18 protein-coding genes and 1 pseudogene are annotated in these 20,128 nt (G+C 63.8%); 8 read left to right on the forward strand and 11 right to left on the reverse strand.

Annotation, left to right across the window (positions count from 1 at the left end; all coding sequences use genetic code 11):
* Positions 1 to 23 precede the first annotated feature (23 nt).
* Positions 24 to 176, reverse strand: a pseudogene (locus HYR72_22210) (redoxin domain-containing protein).
* 328 nt (positions 177 to 504) lie between these two features.
* Between HYR72_22210 and HYR72_22215 the strand changes: the two are divergent.
* Positions 505 to 969 carry a nuclear transport factor 2 family protein gene (locus HYR72_22215; protein ID MBI1817701.1) on the forward strand — a complete coding sequence of 155 codons (465 nt, stop codon included), beginning with the start codon at positions 505 to 507 and terminating at the stop codon, positions 967 to 969.
* 260 nt (positions 970 to 1,229) lie between these two features.
* On the opposite strand, the gene HYR72_22220 is transcribed toward HYR72_22215, so the two are convergent.
* Positions 1,230 to 1,991, reverse strand: a complete 762-nt coding sequence (locus tag HYR72_22220) for an SDR family oxidoreductase (GenBank protein MBI1817702.1) — start codon at positions 1,989 to 1,991, stop codon at positions 1,230 to 1,232.
* Between the two features lie 13 nt (positions 1,992 to 2,004).
* A complete protein-coding gene (locus tag HYR72_22225; GenBank protein ID MBI1817703.1) occupies positions 2,005 to 2,358 on the reverse strand; it encodes a DUF971 domain-containing protein in 354 nt (117 codons plus the stop codon).
* Between the two features lie 117 nt (positions 2,359 to 2,475).
* On the opposite strand from HYR72_22225, the gene HYR72_22230 reads away from it, so the two are divergent.
* Entirely contained in the window at positions 2,476 to 3,021 is a 546-nt protein-coding gene (locus HYR72_22230; GenBank protein ID MBI1817704.1) for a DinB family protein, read from the forward strand.
* Positions 3,022 to 3,037: 16 nt separating this feature from the next.
* On the opposite strand, the gene apaG is transcribed toward HYR72_22230, so the two are convergent.
* Positions 3,038 to 3,433 carry a Co2+/Mg2+ efflux protein ApaG gene (apaG, locus tag HYR72_22235; GenBank protein MBI1817705.1) on the reverse strand — a complete coding sequence of 132 codons (396 nt, stop codon included), beginning with the start codon at positions 3,431 to 3,433 and terminating at the stop codon, positions 3,038 to 3,040.
* Positions 3,434 to 3,476: 43 nt separating this feature from the next.
* Positions 3,477 to 4,412: a nitronate monooxygenase gene (locus HYR72_22240; protein ID MBI1817706.1), complete on the reverse strand. Its 936-nt coding sequence runs from the start codon at positions 4,410 to 4,412 to the stop codon at positions 3,477 to 3,479.
* Between the two features lie 98 nt (positions 4,413 to 4,510).
* Between HYR72_22240 and bcp the strand changes: the two genes are divergently transcribed.
* On the forward strand, positions 4,511 to 4,975 hold the full coding sequence (gene bcp / locus HYR72_22245) for a thioredoxin-dependent thiol peroxidase (protein ID MBI1817707.1): 465 nt from the start codon (positions 4,511 to 4,513) through the stop codon (positions 4,973 to 4,975).
* A 7-nt stretch (positions 4,976 to 4,982) separates the two neighbouring features.
* On the opposite strand, the gene HYR72_22250 is transcribed toward bcp, so the two are convergent.
* Positions 4,983 to 8,729 (reverse strand): DEAD/DEAH box helicase, encoded by a 3,747-nt coding sequence (locus HYR72_22250; protein ID MBI1817708.1) that lies wholly within the window; start codon positions 8,727 to 8,729, stop codon positions 4,983 to 4,985.
* 111 nt (positions 8,730 to 8,840) lie between these two features.
* On the opposite strand from HYR72_22250, the gene HYR72_22255 reads away from it, so the two are divergent.
* The 4 genes from HYR72_22255 (at position 8,841) to HYR72_22270 (ending at position 13,290) form a co-directional block, all read left to right on the forward strand.
* Complete coding sequence (locus tag HYR72_22255) at positions 8,841 to 9,521, forward strand: HAD family phosphatase (protein ID MBI1817709.1); 681 nt, start codon at positions 8,841 to 8,843, stop codon at positions 9,519 to 9,521.
* A 391-nt stretch (positions 9,522 to 9,912) separates the two neighbouring features.
* A complete protein-coding gene (locus tag HYR72_22260) occupies positions 9,913 to 10,521 on the forward strand; it encodes a glutathione S-transferase family protein (GenBank protein ID MBI1817710.1) in 609 nt (202 codons plus the stop codon).
* A gap of 545 nt (positions 10,522 to 11,066) precedes the next feature.
* Positions 11,067 to 12,029, forward strand: a complete 963-nt coding sequence (locus HYR72_22265; GenBank protein ID MBI1817711.1) for a hypothetical protein — start codon at positions 11,067 to 11,069, stop codon at positions 12,027 to 12,029.
* 13 nt (positions 12,030 to 12,042) lie between these two features.
* Entirely contained in the window at positions 12,043 to 13,290 is a 1,248-nt protein-coding gene (locus HYR72_22270; protein MBI1817712.1) for a hypothetical protein, read from the forward strand.
* Between the two features lie 73 nt (positions 13,291 to 13,363).
* Here HYR72_22270 and HYR72_22275 read toward each other — a convergent pair whose 3' ends face one another.
* The 4 genes from HYR72_22275 to HYR72_22290 all read right to left on the reverse strand — a co-directional run bounded on the left by HYR72_22275 (position 13,364) and on the right by HYR72_22290 (position 18,755).
* On the reverse strand, positions 13,364 to 13,849 hold the full coding sequence (locus tag HYR72_22275; GenBank protein MBI1817713.1) for a YajQ family cyclic di-GMP-binding protein: 486 nt from the start codon (positions 13,847 to 13,849) through the stop codon (positions 13,364 to 13,366).
* 137 nt (positions 13,850 to 13,986) lie between these two features.
* The gene (locus HYR72_22280) at positions 13,987 to 14,682 is read right to left on the reverse strand and encodes an outer membrane lipoprotein carrier protein LolA (GenBank protein ID MBI1817714.1); all 696 of its coding nucleotides are present in this window, start codon (positions 14,680 to 14,682) and stop codon (positions 13,987 to 13,989) included.
* A 4-nt stretch (positions 14,683 to 14,686) separates the two neighbouring features.
* Positions 14,687 to 17,083: a DNA translocase FtsK 4TM domain-containing protein gene (locus HYR72_22285; GenBank protein MBI1817715.1), complete on the reverse strand. Its 2,397-nt coding sequence runs from the start codon at positions 17,081 to 17,083 to the stop codon at positions 14,687 to 14,689.
* A gap of 1 nt (position 17,084) precedes the next feature.
* Positions 17,085 to 18,755 (reverse strand): ribonuclease J, encoded by a 1,671-nt coding sequence (locus HYR72_22290; GenBank protein MBI1817716.1) that lies wholly within the window; start codon positions 18,753 to 18,755, stop codon positions 17,085 to 17,087.
* Between the two features lie 450 nt (positions 18,756 to 19,205).
* Between HYR72_22290 and HYR72_22295 the strand changes: the two genes are divergently transcribed.
* The gene (locus HYR72_22295) at positions 19,206 to 19,481 is read left to right on the forward strand and encodes a hypothetical protein (protein ID MBI1817717.1); all 276 of its coding nucleotides are present in this window, start codon (positions 19,206 to 19,208) and stop codon (positions 19,479 to 19,481) included.
* Positions 19,482 to 19,800: 319 nt separating this feature from the next.
* Here HYR72_22295 and HYR72_22300 read toward each other — a convergent pair whose 3' ends face one another.
* A complete protein-coding gene (locus HYR72_22300) occupies positions 19,801 to 20,022 on the reverse strand; it encodes a type II toxin-antitoxin system HicB family antitoxin (protein ID MBI1817718.1) in 222 nt (73 codons plus the stop codon).
* Positions 20,023 to 20,128 lie beyond the last annotated feature (106 nt).

Below are 20,128 nucleotides of genomic sequence, written 5' to 3' on the forward strand. Positions count from 1 at the left end.
CCTCACCACGAGGCATAGGCGACGAGCAAAACTTTCTTGCCGCGATAGTCGGACAGCGAGTGCGGTGTGCCGTTGAGATCGGGCAGCGTGAAGTCAGGCGCGGTGAGCGAGGCGAGTTGCGCCGAGCGATCGCTGGCGGACACACCGAGACAGGCGACGCGCTCGTCGAGATCCATCGCTAACGGACGTCGCACGGCGTTCGCGAAGCCCGCGAGGTCGACACCGTCGTTGCTGACGAGCCCGACCTGGCCACTGGTCGGCACGCAGATGTCATCCTTGCACAAGCCTTGTGGTTTGAGTTCCCAGCCGAGCGCAGACTGCAACGCCACCGGCGCAATGCGCACCTGCGCGTCACTGAGCGTACCCGGCACCTGCACTGCACGGGTTTCATCGAGGAGCGTAAAGTTGGCGGTCGCCATGTTGATCTCCCTCGCTGGCCACTGGGCTAGGTTGAATCCAGCGCTTTGTCAACGCTATGAGGAGCCACGAGCGAAGGAGAGTGTGATGCCGAGCCCGAGCGATGCCGTCGTGCAAGAATTACTCGACCGCGCCCACATCCGCGATGTGATCCTGCGCTACGCGCGCGGCATCGACCGGCGCGAGTGGGAACTGGTCGCCGCCTGCTTCGTGCCGGGGGCGATGACAGACTACCTGTTCGTGCCGCCGGCACCGATCGAGCAAGTGATCCCCGCCATCCGCGACGCCCTCACGCGCTTCGCCAGCACGATGCACACGATGGGCAACCAACTCATCGACCTGACGGGCGACTGCGCTCGCAGTGAGACCTACGCCATCTGCTACCACCGCATCGACGGCGCCCCCGAACCGCAACTGTTCACGGTCGGCATGAAGTATTTCGACGAACTGGCGCGCGATGCCAATCGCTGGCGCATCAGCAAGCGGGCAGTGACCTTCGAGTGGCAAACCACGGCGCCGCTCGGGGCGCCACCGCGCACGGTGGCGCGCTAGCGTCGTGTCCCGAATCTGTCCGCACCGCAGACAAGAATGAAGCGCGGGGCAGCGAAGGTGCCCTCTCCCTCTGAGACGGTCGACAAAACGGGGAACGACAGTGAAGCCGGGGAATGAATTTCCGGGCTCAGTCGATCAAAGTCGGCTGAAGCCGACTGGAAACGCCTTGCCGGAGTCCCCCGGGGACTTTGCTTCGACTCAGCCGGGGAATTCATTCCCCGGTGTCGAGATCGATCGACTTGCGAGACACGACACTAACTTCACGCCAACGTACCACCGTCGGCGAGCAAGGCGACGCCGTTGATCATGCCCGCCTCGTCGGAGGCCAGGAAGGCGATCACTTGCGCGACCTGCTCGGGCTCGAACAACTGCCGCGGCACCGGCGTGCGGATGTAGTTGATGAGCTGCGGCTCGAAATCGTCGCGCGGGATGAAGTGCTGAATGATCGCGGTGCGCACCGAGCCGGGGCAGACGCAGTTGGCGCGCATGCCGCGGGTGGCGAACTCCAGCGCGATCGAGCGCGTGAAGTTGAGCAGGGCGGCCTTCGACGCCGCGTAGTGCGAGGCGTACGCTTGGCCGCGCATCGCGGCGGTCGAGGCGACGTTGACGATCACCGGCCGCGGGTGCGCGAGAAGGTGTGGCAGTGCCGACTTGGTAGTGTGGAATGCGCCGTTGAGATTCACGCCGATGACCCGCTGCCACTCGGCTTCGTCGATCTCTTCGAGCCGCAGTGCGCGACCGACACCCGCGGCGTTGATAAGAGTGTCCACGCCACCGAACGCGCGCACCGCATCGTCAATCGATACGCGTACCGATTCCATCGAAGCAACGTCACACACGCTACTCGCCGCGTTACCGCCGGCTTGTTTGATAGCCGCCCGCGTCTCGGCCAGACCCGCCTCGTTCACGTCGACGGCAAACACCTTGGCGCCGGCCGCGGCAAACGCCTGCGCAGTGGCGCGACCGATGCCGGAGGCGGCGCCGGTGACGTAGGCGATGCGATCGGTGAAACGAGGAGTCATCGGGAACCAGGAGTCAGGAGTCGTGAGCCGGAGTGAGTGGGCGTGCGGCGATACATTCCGCGCAGGGACACAACTTGCGTAGGTACGCGTACGAATAGATGCCCGTGTCGTGCCCGCCCGCCCAGGTGAAGCTCAGCGCGTAATTGCCTACGGCTTGGATACCCGTGAGCACGGCGTCGGGGACACTCAAGAAATGTTGATCGTTGCCGTGCCCCTGGCATCCCGCACAGGGGCACCATCCGCGCAGAAAGGCGTACGGATACTCGCCGACGTGGCCATCGCTCCAGGTGATGCGCACGAGGGCCCGCTCGTGCACATGACGGATCTCGGTAGGCCGCGTACGACCGGGAAGGCTGGGTGCAGGCATCGGTGACTCCGGGCGTGACCATCTACGGGTCGCGCGCTCACGTCAAGTGACTCGGGTCTCGTCATTCGTTGCCGAGCGGGCTCGACCTGTCGCGCCGTAGCCGCTACTACGTGGGCAGTGCCCACACCGACCTACAGCATTGTGTGCCACGAGTTACACGCCGCGCGGCAGCACCTGTACGACTTGGTCCGGCCGCTTTCGCAAGACGAGTTATGGTGGCTGCCGCCGCGAGCCGACGGCGTGTGCGTCAGCTATCACTTCGGCCACATCGCGCTGGTGGAAGATGAACACGTCGCGCCGGCCGCAGAGAAGCCTCCCCTCGCGCCGGCTGAGTTTCGCGACCTCTTCGGTGCCCACAACGCGAACAACAGCCATATCCGCCTCCCGTCGGGAGCGGAGATCGTTGCCTACATGCAGACGGTGCGGGAACGCACGCTACTGGTGTTGGCGCTGCGCTTCCGCGCCATTCACGATGACGATGAAGCGATCGCGGCTTCAGAATTGTTCCGCGGGCTGATCAACCACGAGTACTCGCACACCAAGTACATCCGCCGCATCTGCGCCGAAATGCACCAGCCACCGGTCGAAGCGCCGGCGTCAGAGTTGGTGGTCGCGGACGAGTCGGCGGTCGCATCGCCGCAGTACCGCATCGGACATTGGTAGGATCGGTAAGCTGAGATCAGTTGATCGCGTGCGGTTCGCCGAGGCCGAACGGCGCGATCTCGACATCGAAACCGGTGCCGGTCGGCGTGACCATCTGGTAGGTCCCGTGCATCGTACCGAACGGCGTCGTCAGCGGACACGCCGAGGTGTACTCGAACGCTTCGCCTGGCCGCAGCAGCGGCTGTTTGCCGACGACGCCGGGCCCCTTCACTTCTTCCACGGAGCCGTTGGCGTCGGTGATGATCCAGTGCCGACTCATTAGTTGCGCGGTTTCACCGCCCACGTTGGTGATCTGCACGGTGTAGATGAAGAACCACTGTTGCTGCTCGGGACTGGATCGCTCGGGGACGTATTGCGACTGCACGGCAATGCGAATCCCGCGGGTTGTCGTTTCGGACGCGAACACGAGCAGCCATGTACGCTGCGCAACGCGCGGGGTCAACGGCGCGCGCCGGTCACTCGCTCACGGCGCTCAGCCGCGCGATGGTCGCGTGAAAACCGGCGACGGTCTCGTCGACGATCTGTTGCACCGGTTTGATCGCATCGATGCGCCCGACTACTTGGCCGGCGAGGGCGATCGATGCCTCCATGTCGCCACCGAAGTACAGATCCATCGCGCGTCCGAACACGTCCATGCCGACGTGGTCGGCGCGCTCCAACTCCGTCGTCTTGTTGGTGCGCAGCGCCCGAAGCCCGGGGCGGCTGAAGCGGTTGAGGAAGACCGTATCGGTTTCGACCGCCGACAGAATCGCCTGCTTCCAGTTCTCGTGCACCGGCGACTCGGCCGCCGACACCATGCGCGAGCCCATCTGCACCCCTTCGGCGCCGAGCGCGAACGCTGCGGCCATGCTCGGTCCGTCGCAAATGCCGCCGGCCGCAATCACCGGCACGCTCACTTTGGAACAGACCAGCGGGAGCAGCACCATCGTCGCCACATCGCGGGGATTCTTGAAGCCGCCGCCTTCGCCGCCTTCGACGACGAGGCCATCGACACCCGCGGCGAGCGCTTTCAACGCGGTGCTCAACGACGGTACGACATGGAACACCGTCAGCCCCGCCGCCTTCAACTTCGCCGTGTACTGACGCGGGTCGCCGGCCGAGGTGGTGACGAAGCGCACGCCCTGCTCGACCACGAACTCGACAATGCTGGGATCGCGCACGAACAGTTGCGCGATATTCACGCCGAAGGGCTGATCGGTGAGGTCGCGCATTTTGCGAATCTCGCCGCGGACGGCATCGAGCTCGCCCGACGAGGTCTCGATGATGCCGAGCCCGCCGGCGTTGGAAACCGCTGACGCTAACTGCGCGCGGGCGATCCATCCCATCGGCGCTTGGATGATCGGGTAGCGAACGCCGAGCAGACGCGTGACTCGATTGTCGATGCGATCCATCATGCCGGTTCTTTCACATCGTGCGCGGCCGGGCGCAAGCGGTGGCCTTGTCTCATTGCGCGCACATGCTAGGACTCCGCGCGCGAGGAGGATGGCGTATGCTTGCGGTTGGTAACAAAGCGCCCGCGTTCAACTTGCCGGATCAGGACGGCAAGACGGTTTCGTTGAAGTCGCTGCTCAGCACCGGCGCCGTAGTGTTGTACTTCTATCCCAAAGACGACACTCCCGGTTGCACCAAAGAGGCGTGCAGCTTCCGCGATGACTTCAGTGCGTTCAAGAAGGCCGGTGCGCAAATCGTCGGCGTGTCGAAAGACAGCGCCGCTGCGCACACCAAGTTTCGCGCGAAGTACAAGCTGCCGTTCGCTCTGCTCGCCGATGAAGACACGCACGTCGTGCAAGCCTACGGCGTGTGGAAGGACAAGGTGCTCTACGGCCGCAAGTTCAAGGGCGTCGAGCGCACCACGGTGGTGATCGACAAGAAGGGCGTGATCCGCGCGATCTTTCCGAAGGTGAAGGTTGACGGTCACAGCGACGCGGTGCTGGCCGCGGTGAAGGCGTTGTAGCTCGGGCTCACGCGTCGGCGAGCAGATAGGTCAGGTCGTCGCGCGTGAGCGAGCGCGCAAATCCATCTTCGCCGAGCAGATCGCGCGCCAGCGCCGCCTTGCGCTGCTGCAACTCCCAGATTTTCTCCTCGATCGTCCCCTGCGTCAGCATGCGGTAGGCGATCACCGTGCGGTCCTGCCCAATGCGATGCGTGCGATCGATCGCTTGCGCTTCCACCGCCGGGTTCCACCACGGATCGAACAGCACGACGTAACTCGCCGCGGTGAGGTTGAGGCCGGTACCGCCGGCCTTGAGTGAGATCAGGAACACGCACGGATCGGGATCGTTCTGAAACGCCGCTACGATCTGCTCGCGCTTCACTGACTGACCGGTGAGCATATGGTGCGCGATCGCGCGCCCCCGCATCTCGGTACTGAGCAGCTTGAGGCATTGCACGAACTGCGAGAACAGCAGCACCTTGTGTCCCTCGGCGAGCAATGGTTCGAGCAACTCGAATAACGCATCGAACTTTCCCGACCCGAGATCGGCCTTGCCGCGCGCCAGCACCGGATGGCAGCAGATCTGCCTCAGCCGCGTCAGCGCCGCGAGTATGGCGATCTTGTTCTGCTTGACGCCGCCGGGCGCCTCGCTGAGTTCGTCGACCAACGCGCGGCTGCGCCGGAGTTCGGCGAGATAGAGCTGGCGCTGACCCGGGGTCAGCTCGCAATCGCGGCGCTCCTCGATGCGCTCCGGGAGATCGGTGGCGACCTCGCGCTTCATGCGCCGGAGCAACACCGGACGCAGCTTGGCCGCCAGCAGCGTGCGCGTGTGCCCAGGTGCATCGAGGCGATCGAAGCGGCTGCCGAACTGCCCGCGACTGCCGAGATAGCCGGGGTTGACGAAGTGCATGATGCTCCACAGATCGAGCGCGCGATTCTCCAGCGGCGTGCCGGTGAGCGCCAGCCGATGGCGCGCGCGCAACTCAAGCGCGGCCTTGGTGCCCACCGCATCCGGGTTCTTGATGTTCTGCGCTTCATCGAGAATCGCCGCGCGCAGTTCGATCTCGCGCCACGCCGCGATGTCGCGCCGCAGCAGCGCGTAGTTGGTGATGATCAGATCGTGCTGCGGAATCTCGCGCCGCAGCGCGTGCCGGGTTTCGCCGCTGCTCAGCAAGAGCACGCGCAGACCCGGAACGAAGCGCTCCGCCTCGCGCACCCAGTTGTGCATCACCGACGCCGGACAGACGACGAGGCTCGGCCCGCCGTCGGGCTCGGTCACGCGCAGATGTTCCAGCCAGGCCAACGCTTGCACGGTCTTGCCGAGCCCCATGTCGTCGGCAAGCACCGCGCCGATTCCGAGCGACGACGTGTAGGCCAGAAAGTCGAGGCCCTGTTGCTGATACGGGCGCAGCTCCGCGGTCAGACCCGCGGGCGGCGCGATGGATGGCAACCCGTCGAAGCGCGCGACTCGTTCGCGCAAGTCGGCGATCGCCCGCATGGCTTGCGCATCGGCGCCGAGGCGTTGCAACGCCTCCAGGCTCGCGTCCTTTGCACTCGCCAACTGCCACAGCGACAGCCGCTGCTCGCCCTGCCCGGCTTCGATGCCGAGATCGGCGAGCACTTGCAGCGTCTCTTCATGCACCGCCGCCACGTCACGCCGCACCCAGCCCGACGGCAACTTCACGAAGCGGCTGGTCGCGTTATGCAACTTTGCCAGGTCGGCGTCGGACAACTGCAAGCTCTCGCTCTCCCACTGCGCCGACACCGCGAACCAATCGATGCCGCTGGTCGTCACCTGGATGCGCGGCGTTACGCGTTCCTGTCCGCTCAGCAAACGGCGCAGGCGATCGGTGCCGAAGAACGTTATTCCGTCGGGTCGCGCGTCCCAGCAGTCCGCGAACGCCTCCATGCGGCGCGCGCTGAGGAGGAGCCACCAGCCAACGCCGCGGTCGTCCCACGATACCGGTGCGCGGCCGCCCGGGCCGCGTTTGGTGCCGGGCTCAGCCGTCGTGCTGGCGAGCCACACGATCGCGGGTTCAACGGCCTCGGGGTCGGGTGCCTCGATCCAGATGTTCACCGGGGCCATGATCGCGGGAGTTGGCCGCGCGTCGAGTGCGGCACCCGGCGGTGCTTCAGCATCCGAGCTTTCAGCGATGGCCTGATATGCGGCGAGTACCGGCGCGGCCCCGATCTCCGCCGCACGTAGTCGCACCCAGCCATCGGTCGGCGTGTATTCGAACCGCACCGTATCGGCCGCAGCCGGCTGTCCGGGGCGCCACTCGGGTTCGTTGTGCGCGAACAAGCGGATTTGCAGCCAGTCGTCGTCGCGCAGATCGAGCGCGATCGCCGGACGAACCACGTGCACGTGGGTGTGCGGTGCGAGCGCTTCGCGCAAATGCGGAAAGTGCGTCGCGAGCGTGGTCAGCACCGGTCGGCGGTGCGATTCGGGAAGCGGCAGGCCACCAGCCGCCCGATACTGAGCCAGCAGCGCGCGCGGCGGCTCTTCGCTCACGAGGGAGAACTCACCGTCGGCCAGCACCAGACTCGGATGGTGCCGCGCCCACTCTGTCGGACCGCCGAGGTAGACCACGTCGTCGAGCCGACGTTGACGGCCGTCGGGCCACAGCACGGCGAAGTCGACCCACGCTTGGTCGTCGCGTGCCTCACACACCGGCAGCACACGTGCCGTGGCGTTGCTGAGCCGTACCGGGGAACCGGTCGACACGCCGCCACGCGCGGCGAGCGCTGGATCGAGATCAGCGGCCCACGTCGCCAACGTCGAGCCCGACACTCGCGTCACCAGAGCCTTAAGCGCGCTGCCGCTCAGTTCGCGGCCGATGCCGTAGGCGACGCGATCGTAAGAATTCACCGAGCCGACGCCGGCGTCGACCAGCCATTCGAGCAACGCAGCTTCGTCGGGTGCGAGCAGTTCCGGCGAGCCGCGCAACTCGTTGCGCAGTTGCTGGAGCTGCTGCTGCGTGCGCGGTTGGTCAGTCAAACGCAAGGTGGTTAGCAGCCCGGTGGCGGTCACTGTTGGTTCACCGTCGGCGGTGGTCGCGAGCGACAGGGCCAAGCGCAGGTGGCGCTGCGCCACAGTGCGCCGCCGTTCGGCCCAGCCGACTAACTCGCGCAAGAGCGTGGCGCGCGCCCGCTCCGCCGTGCGAGCGGCCAAGTCACGTCGATCGCGATAGGGCTCCAGTTCGCGCGGCAGCCAACCATTGGCATAGCGCGCGATCTCTTGCGCCAACCGCCAGCAACGCAGATCCGGATCCTCTTCGCGCACGCTCTCCGCCAGCGGCGGAAGATAGGGGCCGAGCCCAGCCACGGGAGCACGGACCAACAACTGCTGCAGCGCGTACTCGCGTTCCCAAATCTGCGGCGCGCGCCGCAGCTTCTCCAACGCAGCCGAACGGACGGCTTGGACCTTTCGAGCCGGCGCCGCGTCCGCGATCGACACTCGGGGCGGCGCGAGCGACCGCGCTGGCAGCAGTCGCGCCAATCGCGGATCGGCAAACCCACCCTGCCCCTGCCCGGCGTTCAGCACGCTGCAGGCGACTGCGTAGGCATGTTTGCAATACGGCCCGACCGGGCAAGAACACTCCGGCATCCAGCCGTCGCCATCGTCCCATTCCCAACCGGTGACGTAGAGGTCGCTGCCGCGCACGGTCGCACTGAGATGGTCGCCGCGGATGGTGAGTGCGCCGACGCGCCCGATCGCGGCGTAGTCGCGCCCGCGCTGTTGCACCGGACGGGCGAACTGTTCGAGTTCGCTCATGAGCGCCGTCAGTAGAGGCGCCGAAAGCAACTCGGTTGTCCGCCCGGACACGCTTGATCCTCTCACTTCTTCCACTTACAACCGGCGCCACGCGCGAAGGGACATCCATCCATGCCGAAGATGCACGAGCGTGTCCAGCGTTTGCACGAGATCGAGGCGGTTATCTTCGATCTCGATGGCGTGCTGGTGGATTCCGAGCCGATTCATTTTCGCGCCGCGAATCGCGTGCTGGCGCGCTACGGCACCGCCATCAGCGACGCCGACTATCGGACCTACATCGGCCTCGGTGAGGGGCCGACGTGGACGGACTGGCGACGACGCTTTGGGTTGCGGCCCTCCCTCCACTCGCTGCTGGAGCACCACACTGCGGCGCGCCTGCAAGAGATTGCCGCGGGTGTGCCGGCGATTGCCGATGCGGTCGATCTCGCGCGGCGCCTGCGCGACGACGCCGTTCCGCTCGCCATCGCGTCGTCATCGACGCCGGCGGTGATCGACGCGCTATTGACCGCGCTCGGTCTTGCCGATGTCTTTTCACTCCGCGTCTCCGGCGAAGATCCCGAGGTCCATGCCGGCAAGCCGGCTCCCGACATCTATCAATGCGCCGCGGCGCGACTCGGCGTGGCGCCGACCGCGTGTGTGGCGATCGAAGACTCCGGCCCTGGCGTGCTTGCGGCGACGCGTGCCGGCATGTTCTGCATCGCCGTGCCGACTCGTTGGACCGCCGATCAGGACTTCAGCGCCGCCGACGTCGTGATGGAAAGCCTGCGCTACTTCCCGTTGCTGGTAGGGTGAAGGTTCGCTCGAACCTGAGGCCGACAGAAAACTCACCGCCGAGAACGCCGAGCACGCAGAGAGAGGGCGCCACAAGAGTATCCGAGAATTTCGTTCCCTTCATTGACACTGAATTTCGTTTGGCTCCTCCTTCGAAAATTGTCGCTGGGGGCAGGGAGCCGTAGGGGCCGCGCTTGCTCGGCCCGGCGGGGGGCGCAGCAAGCAGCGCCCCTACGACAATCCTATTTCATCGCCTTCGGGCGACCGCCGGTCATGGAGACTTCGTGGTTTCGGGCTCTATGGCTCGGCGCCCTCGGCGCGCTCTGCAGTGAGTTTGTTTGTGTCACATCAGGATTGACTGGCCAACGCGCCGGCGTACCCTGCCAGGCATTCCAACTCAGGAGGTGTCATCATGAAGTTGTACGATTTCGCCGGCGCGCCGAACCCAAAGAAGGTGCGCGTCTATCTCGCCGAGAAGGGCATCAAGGTGCCGATCGAGGCGGTCGACATCATCAGCCAGCAGAACCGCACGCCGGAATTTCTGAAGAAGAATCCGCTCGGCGGCCTGCCGGTGCTCGAACTCGACGACGGCTCCCACCTCACCGAGTCGTTGGCAATCATCGAGTACTTCGAAGAGCTGCATCCGAACCCGCCGATGATCGGCAGCACGCCGTTGGAACGCGCGCGCGTGCGCGCGCTCGAACGCATCGCCGAGTTGGGTGTGCTCTCCAACGTGGCGACGGTCTTCCAGAACACCAGTCCATTCATGGCTGGGCGGCTGAAGCAGTCGGCCGACGCGGCAGAGAACGCGCGGACGCGCTTGGCGGGGAATCTCAAAGCTCTCGACAACGCGATCGGGTCGCGGCCATTCGTCGCCGGGGAACGTCCGACCATCGCCGATTGCACGCTGTGCGCCGCCCTCGGCTTCGCTGAGTTTGCCGGCGTGCCGTTGGATGCGTCATTCAAGAACCTGACGCGTTGGTACGAGGCGTACAAGCAACGGCCGGCCGCCGGCGCGTAGAGCGGTGTGGGCTGCCGCTCAGAGTCTGTGAGGAAATCGCGCGCGCGGCGGTTCCGAGCGCGGCGGAAGGGCGGAGCATCGCTCCGCCCTCAGGGGTGTGGTGGGACCTGGCTTGGCTTGGACCAGTACTGTCCGAACTAGGACACTCGGGGCGGGAAATTGGGACACTACCGGAGATTTTCAACTGACCCACTACCAGACTCTTGCGTGCACCAGCCGAAGCGACTACAAAGAGAGCCTCCACTTTATTCAGCTCCCCGAGCGCCGGGCGGAGGGCGAGGGTGAGCTGCGGACTAGCGCCGGATCAATTGGGTTGGGTTGTACCACCGCTACGCGTCGTCGGGATGAGCGGCGTACCGCTGGGGTACAAACGGCGATGTCCACGGTCGTATAGGGCTAGCTTCGTCTGCTTGACAGCCCTGAACCCAACGGGCACAAGAAACGCGCGGCATGGTCAGTCGGGACTGGACCGTGCCTCGACGTGGACAACGGACCGCAGCAGCATGCAACCGGACTCAGCGGGGGAGCAGTCGGTTTCGCTCTTGATGGATGATCTGGTGGACGATCCATGGCGGGTGACGCACGGATTCACACCGGAGGTTCAACGGTGCAGCGATAAGCTGTTTTGTGCCGCATCTGACGAACGGCGCGGCGATATTCTTTCTGAATGGCTGGCCCAGCATCAGCCCTGCATCTTTGGCAAGATGGCGGCCAGAAAGGGTGGAGTGGAGTTCTGTTTTCTGACGGACGATGATCTTCTCGGTTCAGACCTTCCCGTTCAGCGGAAGATTCTGAGTTGTCGGCGAGCGTGGCGCGAAACGGCACTGCGGGGCGAGAGAAGTGCCTTTGTAATTGTCGCCCTATCCGAGAGGATCACGGTTGCGCTTCCGAACCTGGCAGCGAAGCGGCTGGCCCTCAAGCTTGCAAGCCTATACCTGTGCGCACAAGTTCAGCCCGACGAGGTCAAGCAGGACGCTCTTTTCCTTGAGGCCGCTGGCTTCCGCAGGCGCTGGCGCGTTGGCGTGAACTACTTTTCATCCCATGGCGACGGGAGGTGGTGGAAGGATCATCGCATCCCCGGCGGAATGGCGTTTTCAATGAACTCAGTCGGGCACATGGCGCTGTGCCAGCGAGCGATCAAGAAGTACGACGACTCCGACCCTCGGGGGCTTCTATGGGCACTCCAGGTCGCGATGCAGCTCATTGACGACACTACGCCTGGCATTTCGGGCCGGAATACAAGACTGTTCGAACTCAGTGAGGTTGCTGCAACTTTGCGGTGTCCGTTTTCACCGCCACCGCGCAATCTTCAAACGAAAAACTTCTGCGTGTACGAAGGGCAATACCACACCGATGTGACCGTGCCCTCAGAATACTTCGACCCCTGCATAGAACGGCCCGCATCTCTTGGGTTGAGAACCGACCTGGATCTCACGTACCTCCACAACGATGCGCCAGACAACCCCGACTACCGCGAGATCGGCGCGGGCGTCGATACCGAGAATTGAGGAGGGAGCCACCATGCGAAGTGAGCCACGACGCGAACTGCTGGAGCAGTTGCGCTCGTTCCTACCAGCAGACCGACCAATGCAGTTGTCCGACGCGCGAAGGGTCTATGAGAGCGATCCGGAGTTGTTTTACTCAGTCGCTCCTCTTGAGCTGGCCCAAGAGGACATTGCGATTCGCGCCTTGCAGAAGATCGTCAGGACGTTGGCCGTCATGATTCGTGACGGATTCACGATAGATAGTAAGGCTCGCACTCCCCTTGCCCTTGGATTGGAGGGCGGCGCCTTGCCACTGGACGATCTTGACAGTGATCGCGGGTTTCTTGAGAAGCTCTTTGCCGGTACTGCTCAAGATAAGTCGCTTGCCGGGCACTCCGTCTCGCGTGCTTGCGTTGCATTCCATTTGGATCGATTCCCTTGGGAAGACGAAATTCGCAAGGGCAGGATTTTACGAATTGCTCCCGAAGATGCCAGAGATGTCATGGCAGGGCTCGTTCCTCGCCATCACTACTATGAACTGATTGATTGCGCCCGCGAGGTAGTGCGAGCACCTACCGGCGTCTGGGAGGGGATCAGGCACGAGAACGACAAAACTCCCTGGGGGCATGCATACTGTGGGAAACCGTCGCGCAGTTGGAATGAGAGTGGGGCGGCAGGGACAGTACCGGACAGATATGTGTACATGGTCTATGCTGATCCTGACGGCTACGTGTTTGATTGGGATTGGGTTGAAGCAGATCCCGACGATCCGCGATTGCCCGTCAGACATGAGACGAGATTTTTCAAGAGATCCGAGATCACGTCGGACGAACTGCTGGTTGGCAATTTGGGGGCGCTTTCTGGATCGTTTCGTTCGGCCGGCGCGTATTCAGCGAAGGGAGACTGCGTGTTCTTCTATATTGATGAACGGAAATCGTATGCGCGTCGCATCGATGAGTACGTTACGCTGTTCTTCCCACTCGACAGTTCGTCCGGCACCGCAAGCATTGGCTTCAAGATCAAGTACGTCGGCCGTCTGCTCGATGCCTTGCGACGGTACAAAAGGGGCGACCAAGACAAGATCTCCCTGACGTACCAGCCTGACCAACCCGACCGGCACGACTATGTCGGGATTGACGTGCTCTTTTTGATGCGTGCATGGCTTGCAGAGGGCTGGCCGAAGATCAAGAGCGTCGCGGAAGCCATGCAATTGCTGAAGGAACTCGAATCACTAGGCACGCGCGAGGTGATGGTTCCACGCGAACTCGTTGAACAAGCTGCCTAAAGGAACCGGAACTTGTTAGTTCGACCGCCCAGCCGACCGCCCGAATCCACTCTGGAGATATCCTCACAGACTCTCAGTCGCGGAAATTGACGAACTGCAGCGGCTGCCCGAAGTCCTGTCCCTTCAGTAGCGTGATGACCGCCTGCAGGTCATCACGCTTTTTGCCGGTCACGCGCACCTGATCGGCTTGAATCTGCGCTTGCACTTTGAGCTTCGCGTCCTTGATGCGCTTGACGATGTCACGCGCCTTCTCGGTCGAGATGCCCTGTTGCACGGTGATCGTCTGCTTGGCGCGGCCGCCGCCGGCGGGTTCGATGGTGCCGTAGACCAGACACTTGAGCGGCACCTGTCGCCGCGCTAGCTTCTCCTGCAGCACTTCGACCGTCGCCTTTACCTTGAAGTCGTCGGTCGAGTTGATGCGCAGCTCGTCCTCCTCCCACTCAATCGTCGTGTTGGTGTCCTTGAAATCATAGCGCTGACTGATTTCTTTGCGCGCCTGGTTGAGCGCGTTCTCGATCTCCTGGCGATTGACCTGCGACACGGCATCAAATGAAGGCATGTGAGTTCCTCGTGAGTCGTGAAGCGTGAATCGTGAAGCGTGGTTCGTGATTTGTGTTCATCATCAGCGCTGACCAAGTGGATGTCTCCATGAATACCATTCACGCTTCACGACTCACGCGTCACGACTCACGATTTTCAAAACCCGATCGGCGCCGCCACCACATCGACACCCTCGGGCACCTGAAAATGAAACAGGTTGTCGGCCAAGCCAACGCCACGCTTGAGGTTGGTGAAACGCAGGCTGGTGACGTTGCCGAGCTGATCGTGAATCTCAGCGGCAGCGATGTCGAACGTCTTGGGGGCCACACCCAAGCGTAGCCAGCCGAGCGTTCCGTCACCTTGACGCGGGATCAGCTTCAACCACGTCAACTCCGTCGGCGGCGCCGCACTCTCGTCGAGCGAGGCGTCGAAGTCATCGGAGATGCGGCCGACGCCGAGCAGGAATGAAATCGGCGTCGACGCCTTGAACGCCGACTGAAACGGTGCCTTGAGCACTTGCTTCTCCGCGGGTTGGTACAGCCACAACGTGTCGCCATCGGCGACGATCTCCTGACCGTTCCCATCACCAAGCTGCCAGCGCAGCTTGCCCGGACGCTTGTAAGATAGTGTGCCGTGTGCGGTGAGGGTCTTGCCGAGACTCGCCACCGTCATCTCCTGCGTCACATCGGCTGTGAAGTCCGTCGTTGCATCGTAGCGCTGCTGCACCTTCTGAACGAGCCCGGCGACGGGCGCCTCGGCTCGTGACTCAGCTCGTGATTCGTGCTCGTGGCTCGTGCTCGTCAAGAGGAGCACCATTCCGAACACGATCCACGAACCTCGAGCACGAACCACGATGTCACTCCTCGATGCGGCGGGCGAGCACTTCGCGCGGTCGGCCGCCTTCGGTCGCGGTGATGACACCCTCGCGCTCCATGCGTTCGATCATACGCGCAGCGCGGTTGTATCCCACGCGCAGCCGGCGCTGCACCCACGAGATCGACGCTTGCCGGCTTTCGGTCACCAACCGCACCGCCTGATCGTACAGTGCGTCGTCGAGTTCGTCATCCACTTGCGATTCGCCGTCTTCCTCCTCGTCGCTTTCGAGCAAGCCAAAGGCATACAGCGGCGAGCCTTGCTTCTTGATGAAGTCGACCACCTTGGTGATCTCGGTCTCGGACACGTAGGCACCGTGCAGTCGCTGCACGCGCGCGGTGCCGGGCGGCAAGTAGAGCATGTCGCCGCCGCCGAGCAGGCGCTCGGCGCCGATGTGATCGAGGATGGTGCGCGAGTCGACCCGTGCCGTCACTTGAAACGACACGCGAGCGGGAAAATTCGCCTTGATCAAGCCGGTGATCACATCGACCGACGGCCGCTGCGTCGCTAAGATCAAATGCATCCCGGCGGCGCGCGCCTTCTGCGCCAGCCGCGTGATCGGCTCCTCGACGTTGCGCCCCATCGTCATCATCAAGTCGGCGAGCTCGTCGATGATGATCACGATCTTGGGCAAGTGCTCACGCACCGGCACTTTGGGAGCTGCCGCCGTCGCAGCGTCGTCCTCGTCCGCTTCCACCAGTTCTTCCAACTCGATCACGCCGGCTTGCCGCTCCTGCTCTTCGCGATCGACGACGCGGTTGTAGCCGTCGATGTTGCGCACGCCGAATCCCTTCATCATTCGGTAGCGCTCGTCCATTTGCTCGACCAGATTCTTGAGCACGACCACCGCCTTCTTCGGATCGGTGACGACGGGAACGAGCAGATGAGGAATGTCTTCGTACACCGACAGCTCGAGCATCTTGAGATCGATCATCACGAAGCGCACGTCGCGGGGATTCGCCTTGTGCAAGATGCTCATGATCATCGCGTTGAGCGAGACCGATTTGCCCGTGCCGGTGGCGCCGGCGACGAGGAGATGCGGCATGCGTGCCAGATCGGCGACCACGGGTGTGCCTGCCGTGTCCTTACCGAACGCCAGCGTCAGCGGCGAGGTGGCGGCTTCGTACGCCTCGCTTTCGATGATGTCCTTCAGCGCGATCTGCTCGCGGCGTGCGTTGGCGACCTCGATGCCGACCACTGCGGTGCCGGGAACTGGAGCCAGAATGCGCACGCCGACGGCGCGCAGCGCCATCGCCAAGTCGTCGGCGAGCGTGACGATGCGATTCACCTTCACCCCCGGCGCCGGCTCGATTTCGAACGTGGTGATGACCGGCCCCGGGCGCACGGCGGTGACTTTGCCCTGAATGCCGAAGTCGGCGAGCTTGGTCTCGAGAATCTGCGAACTTCTGCGCAATGCTTCTTCATCGACGCGCACGCCGCTGCGTTGCGGCGCATCGAGGAACATGGCCGACGGGACCTGATAACGACCGTCTGCGGCGAAATGAAACTTTTCTTGCACCACCGCGCGACTCGGTTTCTCCGCCGCCTTCGGCGCCGCGGGTGGCGAAGGCAGCACGACCGAGATCGCCGGCGTGGATGATTCCGGTTCCGGCTCGGGATCAATTTCGTCCTTGAGAAGAATTATCGGCGTGTCGCGCGGCGGCGTGGCGTCACGCTTGACGTTCGTCCGCGGCAACGCCGCCGGCGCCATGGCGCGACGTTCGGCGCGCCGCGCCCATGCGGCGCCGATGCGCGTCCAGCCACCAATCGCAGCGCGGCGCGTGGCGGTGGCGGCGGTGCGCAGCGAGATTCCGGTCGTGAACACCAGTGAGACCAGGAGCAGCGAACCGGTCAGCACCAACGCGCCCGCGGTGCCGAGGGTCTCGTGCAGCAGCGTCGCAACAAATCCGCCGAGCCAGCCGCCGGCGGTCGCAACGTCGCGGTCCGGTCGCAACACGCCGCCGGCGATCGCCACCACCAACACCAGCGCCAAGCCGCCACCGGCGCGGGCGATCGACAGATCTTGCGTCGCTTGGCGGAAGAGAGTGGCGGCGACGGCGAGGAGGAGGAGCGGCACGAGGTACGCCGCCAGCCCCAACATCTGCAACATCGTGCTGGCGAGACCGTAGCCCACCGGGCCGCCCAAGTTTCCGGTCGTCGCGCCGCGTTGATACGAAAGGAAGCTCACCAGCGCGAAGATCGCCGCCGCCAGCACCACGACCGCGACGACCTCGTCGAGCACGCGCGCCGCCAACGGCTCGTTGGTCTCCGCCGACTTCCGTTTGCGTGGCGAGCGAGCGACCGGTGCGTCCGGCTCTTCGCTATCGCGCCCCGCCGTCACCATCACCGGCGGGCGTGCCCCGACTCGTTCCCGCGCCATTTCACATCTCCATTATGAACGGCAAGATCACCGGCCGCCGGTCGAGGGTGCGCGCGAAGTAGCGCTTGAGGGCTTTGCGGACCTCTTCCTTCACTTCGAGTGAATCAGTGCGCGACTCGCGGGTGATCTGCGCCAGGGCGTCCTTGACCACCGTCTTGGCCTTGTCGAGATAGGCTTCGCTGTCGTCCTCGAAGATGAAGCCGCGCGTGATCAGATCGGGTCCGCTAATCAATTCGCCGGAATGTTGATCGAGCGCGAGCACCGCGAGCACCAGCCCGTCTTGCGACAGATGGCGGCGGTCGCGCAGGACGATGTCGCTGACATCACCGATGCCTTTGCCGTCGACGAACACGCGACCGGCGGTGATCGGATCGCGCATCTGCGCCCCGGCGGCGTCGATTTCGAGCACATCGCCGTCTTCGAGCAGGAAGGTGTGCTCGGGCGGCACGCCCATCGACTGCGCCAAGCCGCGATGGTGCGCGAGATGGCGATACTCGCCGTGCGCCGGCACGAAGTATGTGGGACGCGTCAGCGCCACCATCAGCTTCAACTCCTCCTGACTCGCATGCCCTGACACGTGGACCTCGGCACTGTGCGAATGATGCACCGCCGCGCCGCGACGAATCATGTGATTGATGAGATTGCTGATGGTGCGCTCGTTCCCTGGAATGATGCGCGACGACAACACCACCGCGTCGCCCGGTCCCATCTTCACCTGCGCGTGATCGTCCATCGCGATGCGCACCAGCGCCGACAGTGCTTCGCCTTGGCTGCCGGTGGTGAGCACCAGCGCCTGTTCGGGCGGGATCGACGCCAGCGCGCTGGCTTCGTGGATCAGACTCGGCGGATAGTGCAGATGCCCAAGCTCGGTGGCGATCTGAATGCTGTTGGTCAGGCTGCGGCCGACCACGACGACGCGCCGGCCGTTGACCTGCGCCAGTTCCAACACCTGTTGCAAGCGGTGCACGTGCGACGAAAAGGTCGAGAAGAAAATTTTCCCCGGGGTTTCGCGAACGATGCGATCGATCGCGCCGCGCACCGATTGCTCTGACGGCGTGGTGCCTTCACGTTCGACGTTGGTCGAGTCGGAGAGCAGCAACAGCACGCCCTCGGCGCCGTACTCGGCGAGGCGCGGTAAGTCGCTGCGGTGGCCGTCGAGCGGGGTCTGATCGAGTTTGAAGTCACCGGTATGAATGACAGTGCCGAGAGGAGTACGAACCGCGAGCGCGACCGCGTCGACGATCGAGTGGGTCACGTGCATCGCCTCGATGGTGAATGGCCCCATCTGCCATGGCCGGCGGTTCTGCACGACGTTGAGATCGACCTTGCCGTCGAGCTTGTGCTCGCGCAGCTTCTCGCGCACCAAACCGGCCGCCATCGGCGGCGCGTAAACCGGGACGTTGAGGTCGCGCAGCGCGTAGGGCAGCGCCCCGATGTGGTCCTCGTGCCCGTGGGTGATGACGAAGCCGAGGAAGCGCTCGCCGAGTTGGCGGACGTAGTCGAAGTCGGGAATGACCAGATCGATCCCGAGCATGTGCATCTCGGGAAACATCAGCCCGCAATCGATCGCGATGGCGGCCTGCCCGCATTCGAGCACCAAGCAATTGAGCCCGATCTCGCCGAGGCCGCCGAGCGGCACAACGCGCAACGGCCCGGAGCCGTCGGCCATCATGGCGGGCCCTCGGATGCGCTACTCAGAAAATGGATATCGTCGGTTAGAAGGGTTGGTTGAAACAAGCGTTACACCTCATCCGCCTCAGCGCCGCCACGTGAGCTGATGATAGACGGCGGAGGTTGATGAAGTCAACGAAACGAAATCAGCGATACTGCATTAATTCAGACACTCGCAGCTCTCCGGCAACGACCCGCGCGCCAAACTCCGCGGCCTTGAGAAACTCGGTCGCTTTGTGATAGGCCTGCACCATTAACGTCATCCTACCGTCCAACTAGGGCGGACCTCGCTATCGGTTTTATTAGTTGGTTGATCTCGGGAGGGCCAGCACCTCTTCGGGGGCTGGTATCTTCGCTCGGCAATCTGTGCCGAGCGAGGTTCGCACTGCGCAACGCGGACAGGCTTGGCGCGGTGCCTTGACGGCGGCACACGCCAGAGGAGATTGTGCAAATGAAGAAGTGGCACGTAAGCATGAGCATGTCCCTGAACGGCGATAGCGCGGCGGCCTCGCCCATTCGCAACCGCGTAACTCGCGCCTTCGACCTGAACGGCATAGGCAAGGTTGGTAAGGCGACCGCGAGTTATGAAGGCGAAACGATTGCGTCTATGGCTGCTGAAACTCTTGCGGAAATCATCCGTGACCTGGGAACTGCCTCAGCCGAAGCACATGCGGATACAGACGTTCGCTTGGATCATCTTTGGATACATATTCAAGCCCGCGATTGAACATCCCTACTTCAGGGTCGCTTTGCTACCCCCTGAATCACGCGCAGCTTGAACGGTCGCCGGTCCGCCAGCAAGCCCTGTCGCGTGGCAACGTCGGCTCCGGTGTGCGCCTCGGCGCCATGGGCGCAGGCGGCGTGACTGGCGCCTCAGAGGTGTCGGCATCTCCGAATCGATCAACTCGCCGATTGTCCAGACATGCACTGTCACTCCGAGTGCCATTGCCGGAGTGGTGCGGAGCGTCTCAATGAGTCCGGAAAAGCCGGCGCGGATGAGCGCGCACGCCGAACCTGTAACCCGGAGAGCCCTCGCGGAAGTTTGCTCACCGCGCGGCGACCGTGAGTTCCACGGCTTCACGACCGACTTCGGTCGGGATGGGCAAGCCGTCGTCGAGCAACGCTTCCACGTAGACCTCGATCGCTTCACGGATGTTCTTGAGGGTGTCCTTGCGCGTTCGGCCTTGCGACACACAGCCCGGCAGTACCCGGCACTTCGCAACGAATCCCGACTCGCGACCTTTCTCTACAATCACCGTATAGCGCATCGTCCGATCCCTCCGTGCCCACGCAGCGTATGGACGGCAAAGCAGCCTGTCAACGCGCGGCCACGTTCGACGAGAGATCTACTCGGTGGAACCCCTCACCTTCGTC

The organism is Deltaproteobacteria bacterium (genome assembly GCA_016178705.1).
Lineage (GTDB): Bacteria > Desulfobacterota > Binatia > HRBIN30 > JACQVA1 > JACOST01.

What these genes read in the sequence shown, in the direction of transcription:
- HYR72_22285 (MBI1817715.1), bottom strand. Translation starts at nt 17,083, where the DNA reads ATGGCGCGGGAACGAGTCGGGGCACGCCCGCCGGTGATGGTGACGGCG.
- HYR72_22250 (MBI1817708.1), bottom strand. Translation starts at nt 8,729, where the DNA reads ATGAGCGAACTCGAACAGTTCGCCCGTCCGGTGCAACAGCGCGGGCGC.
- HYR72_22275 (MBI1817713.1), bottom strand. Translation starts at nt 13,849, where the DNA reads ATGCCTTCATTTGATGCCGTGTCGCAGGTCAATCGCCAGGAGATCGAG.
- HYR72_22225 (MBI1817703.1), bottom strand. Translation starts at nt 2,358, where the DNA reads ATGCCTGCACCCAGCCTTCCCGGTCGTACGCGGCCTACCGAGATCCGT.
- HYR72_22220 (MBI1817702.1), bottom strand. Translation starts at nt 1,991, where the DNA reads ATGACTCCTCGTTTCACCGATCGCATCGCCTACGTCACCGGCGCCGCC.
- bcp (MBI1817707.1), top strand. Translation starts at nt 4,511, where the DNA reads ATGCTTGCGGTTGGTAACAAAGCGCCCGCGTTCAACTTGCCGGATCAG.
- HYR72_22290 (MBI1817716.1), bottom strand. Translation starts at nt 18,755, where the DNA reads ATGATGGCCGACGGCTCCGGGCCGTTGCGCGTTGTGCCGCTCGGCGGC.
- HYR72_22300 (MBI1817718.1), bottom strand. Translation starts at nt 20,022, where the DNA reads ATGCGCTATACGGTGATTGTAGAGAAAGGTCGCGAGTCGGGATTCGTT.
- HYR72_22265 (MBI1817711.1), top strand. Translation starts at nt 11,067, where the DNA reads ATGGATGATCTGGTGGACGATCCATGGCGGGTGACGCACGGATTCACA.
- HYR72_22270 (MBI1817712.1), top strand. Translation starts at nt 12,043, where the DNA reads ATGCGAAGTGAGCCACGACGCGAACTGCTGGAGCAGTTGCGCTCGTTC.
- HYR72_22260 (MBI1817710.1), top strand. Translation starts at nt 9,913, where the DNA reads ATGAAGTTGTACGATTTCGCCGGCGCGCCGAACCCAAAGAAGGTGCGC.
- HYR72_22215 (MBI1817701.1), top strand. Translation starts at nt 505, where the DNA reads ATGCCGAGCCCGAGCGATGCCGTCGTGCAAGAATTACTCGACCGCGCC.
- HYR72_22295 (MBI1817717.1), top strand. Translation starts at nt 19,206, where the DNA reads ATGAAGAAGTGGCACGTAAGCATGAGCATGTCCCTGAACGGCGATAGC.
- HYR72_22240 (MBI1817706.1), bottom strand. Translation starts at nt 4,412, where the DNA reads ATGGATCGCATCGACAATCGAGTCACGCGTCTGCTCGGCGTTCGCTAC.
- HYR72_22255 (MBI1817709.1), top strand. Translation starts at nt 8,841, where the DNA reads ATGCCGAAGATGCACGAGCGTGTCCAGCGTTTGCACGAGATCGAGGCG.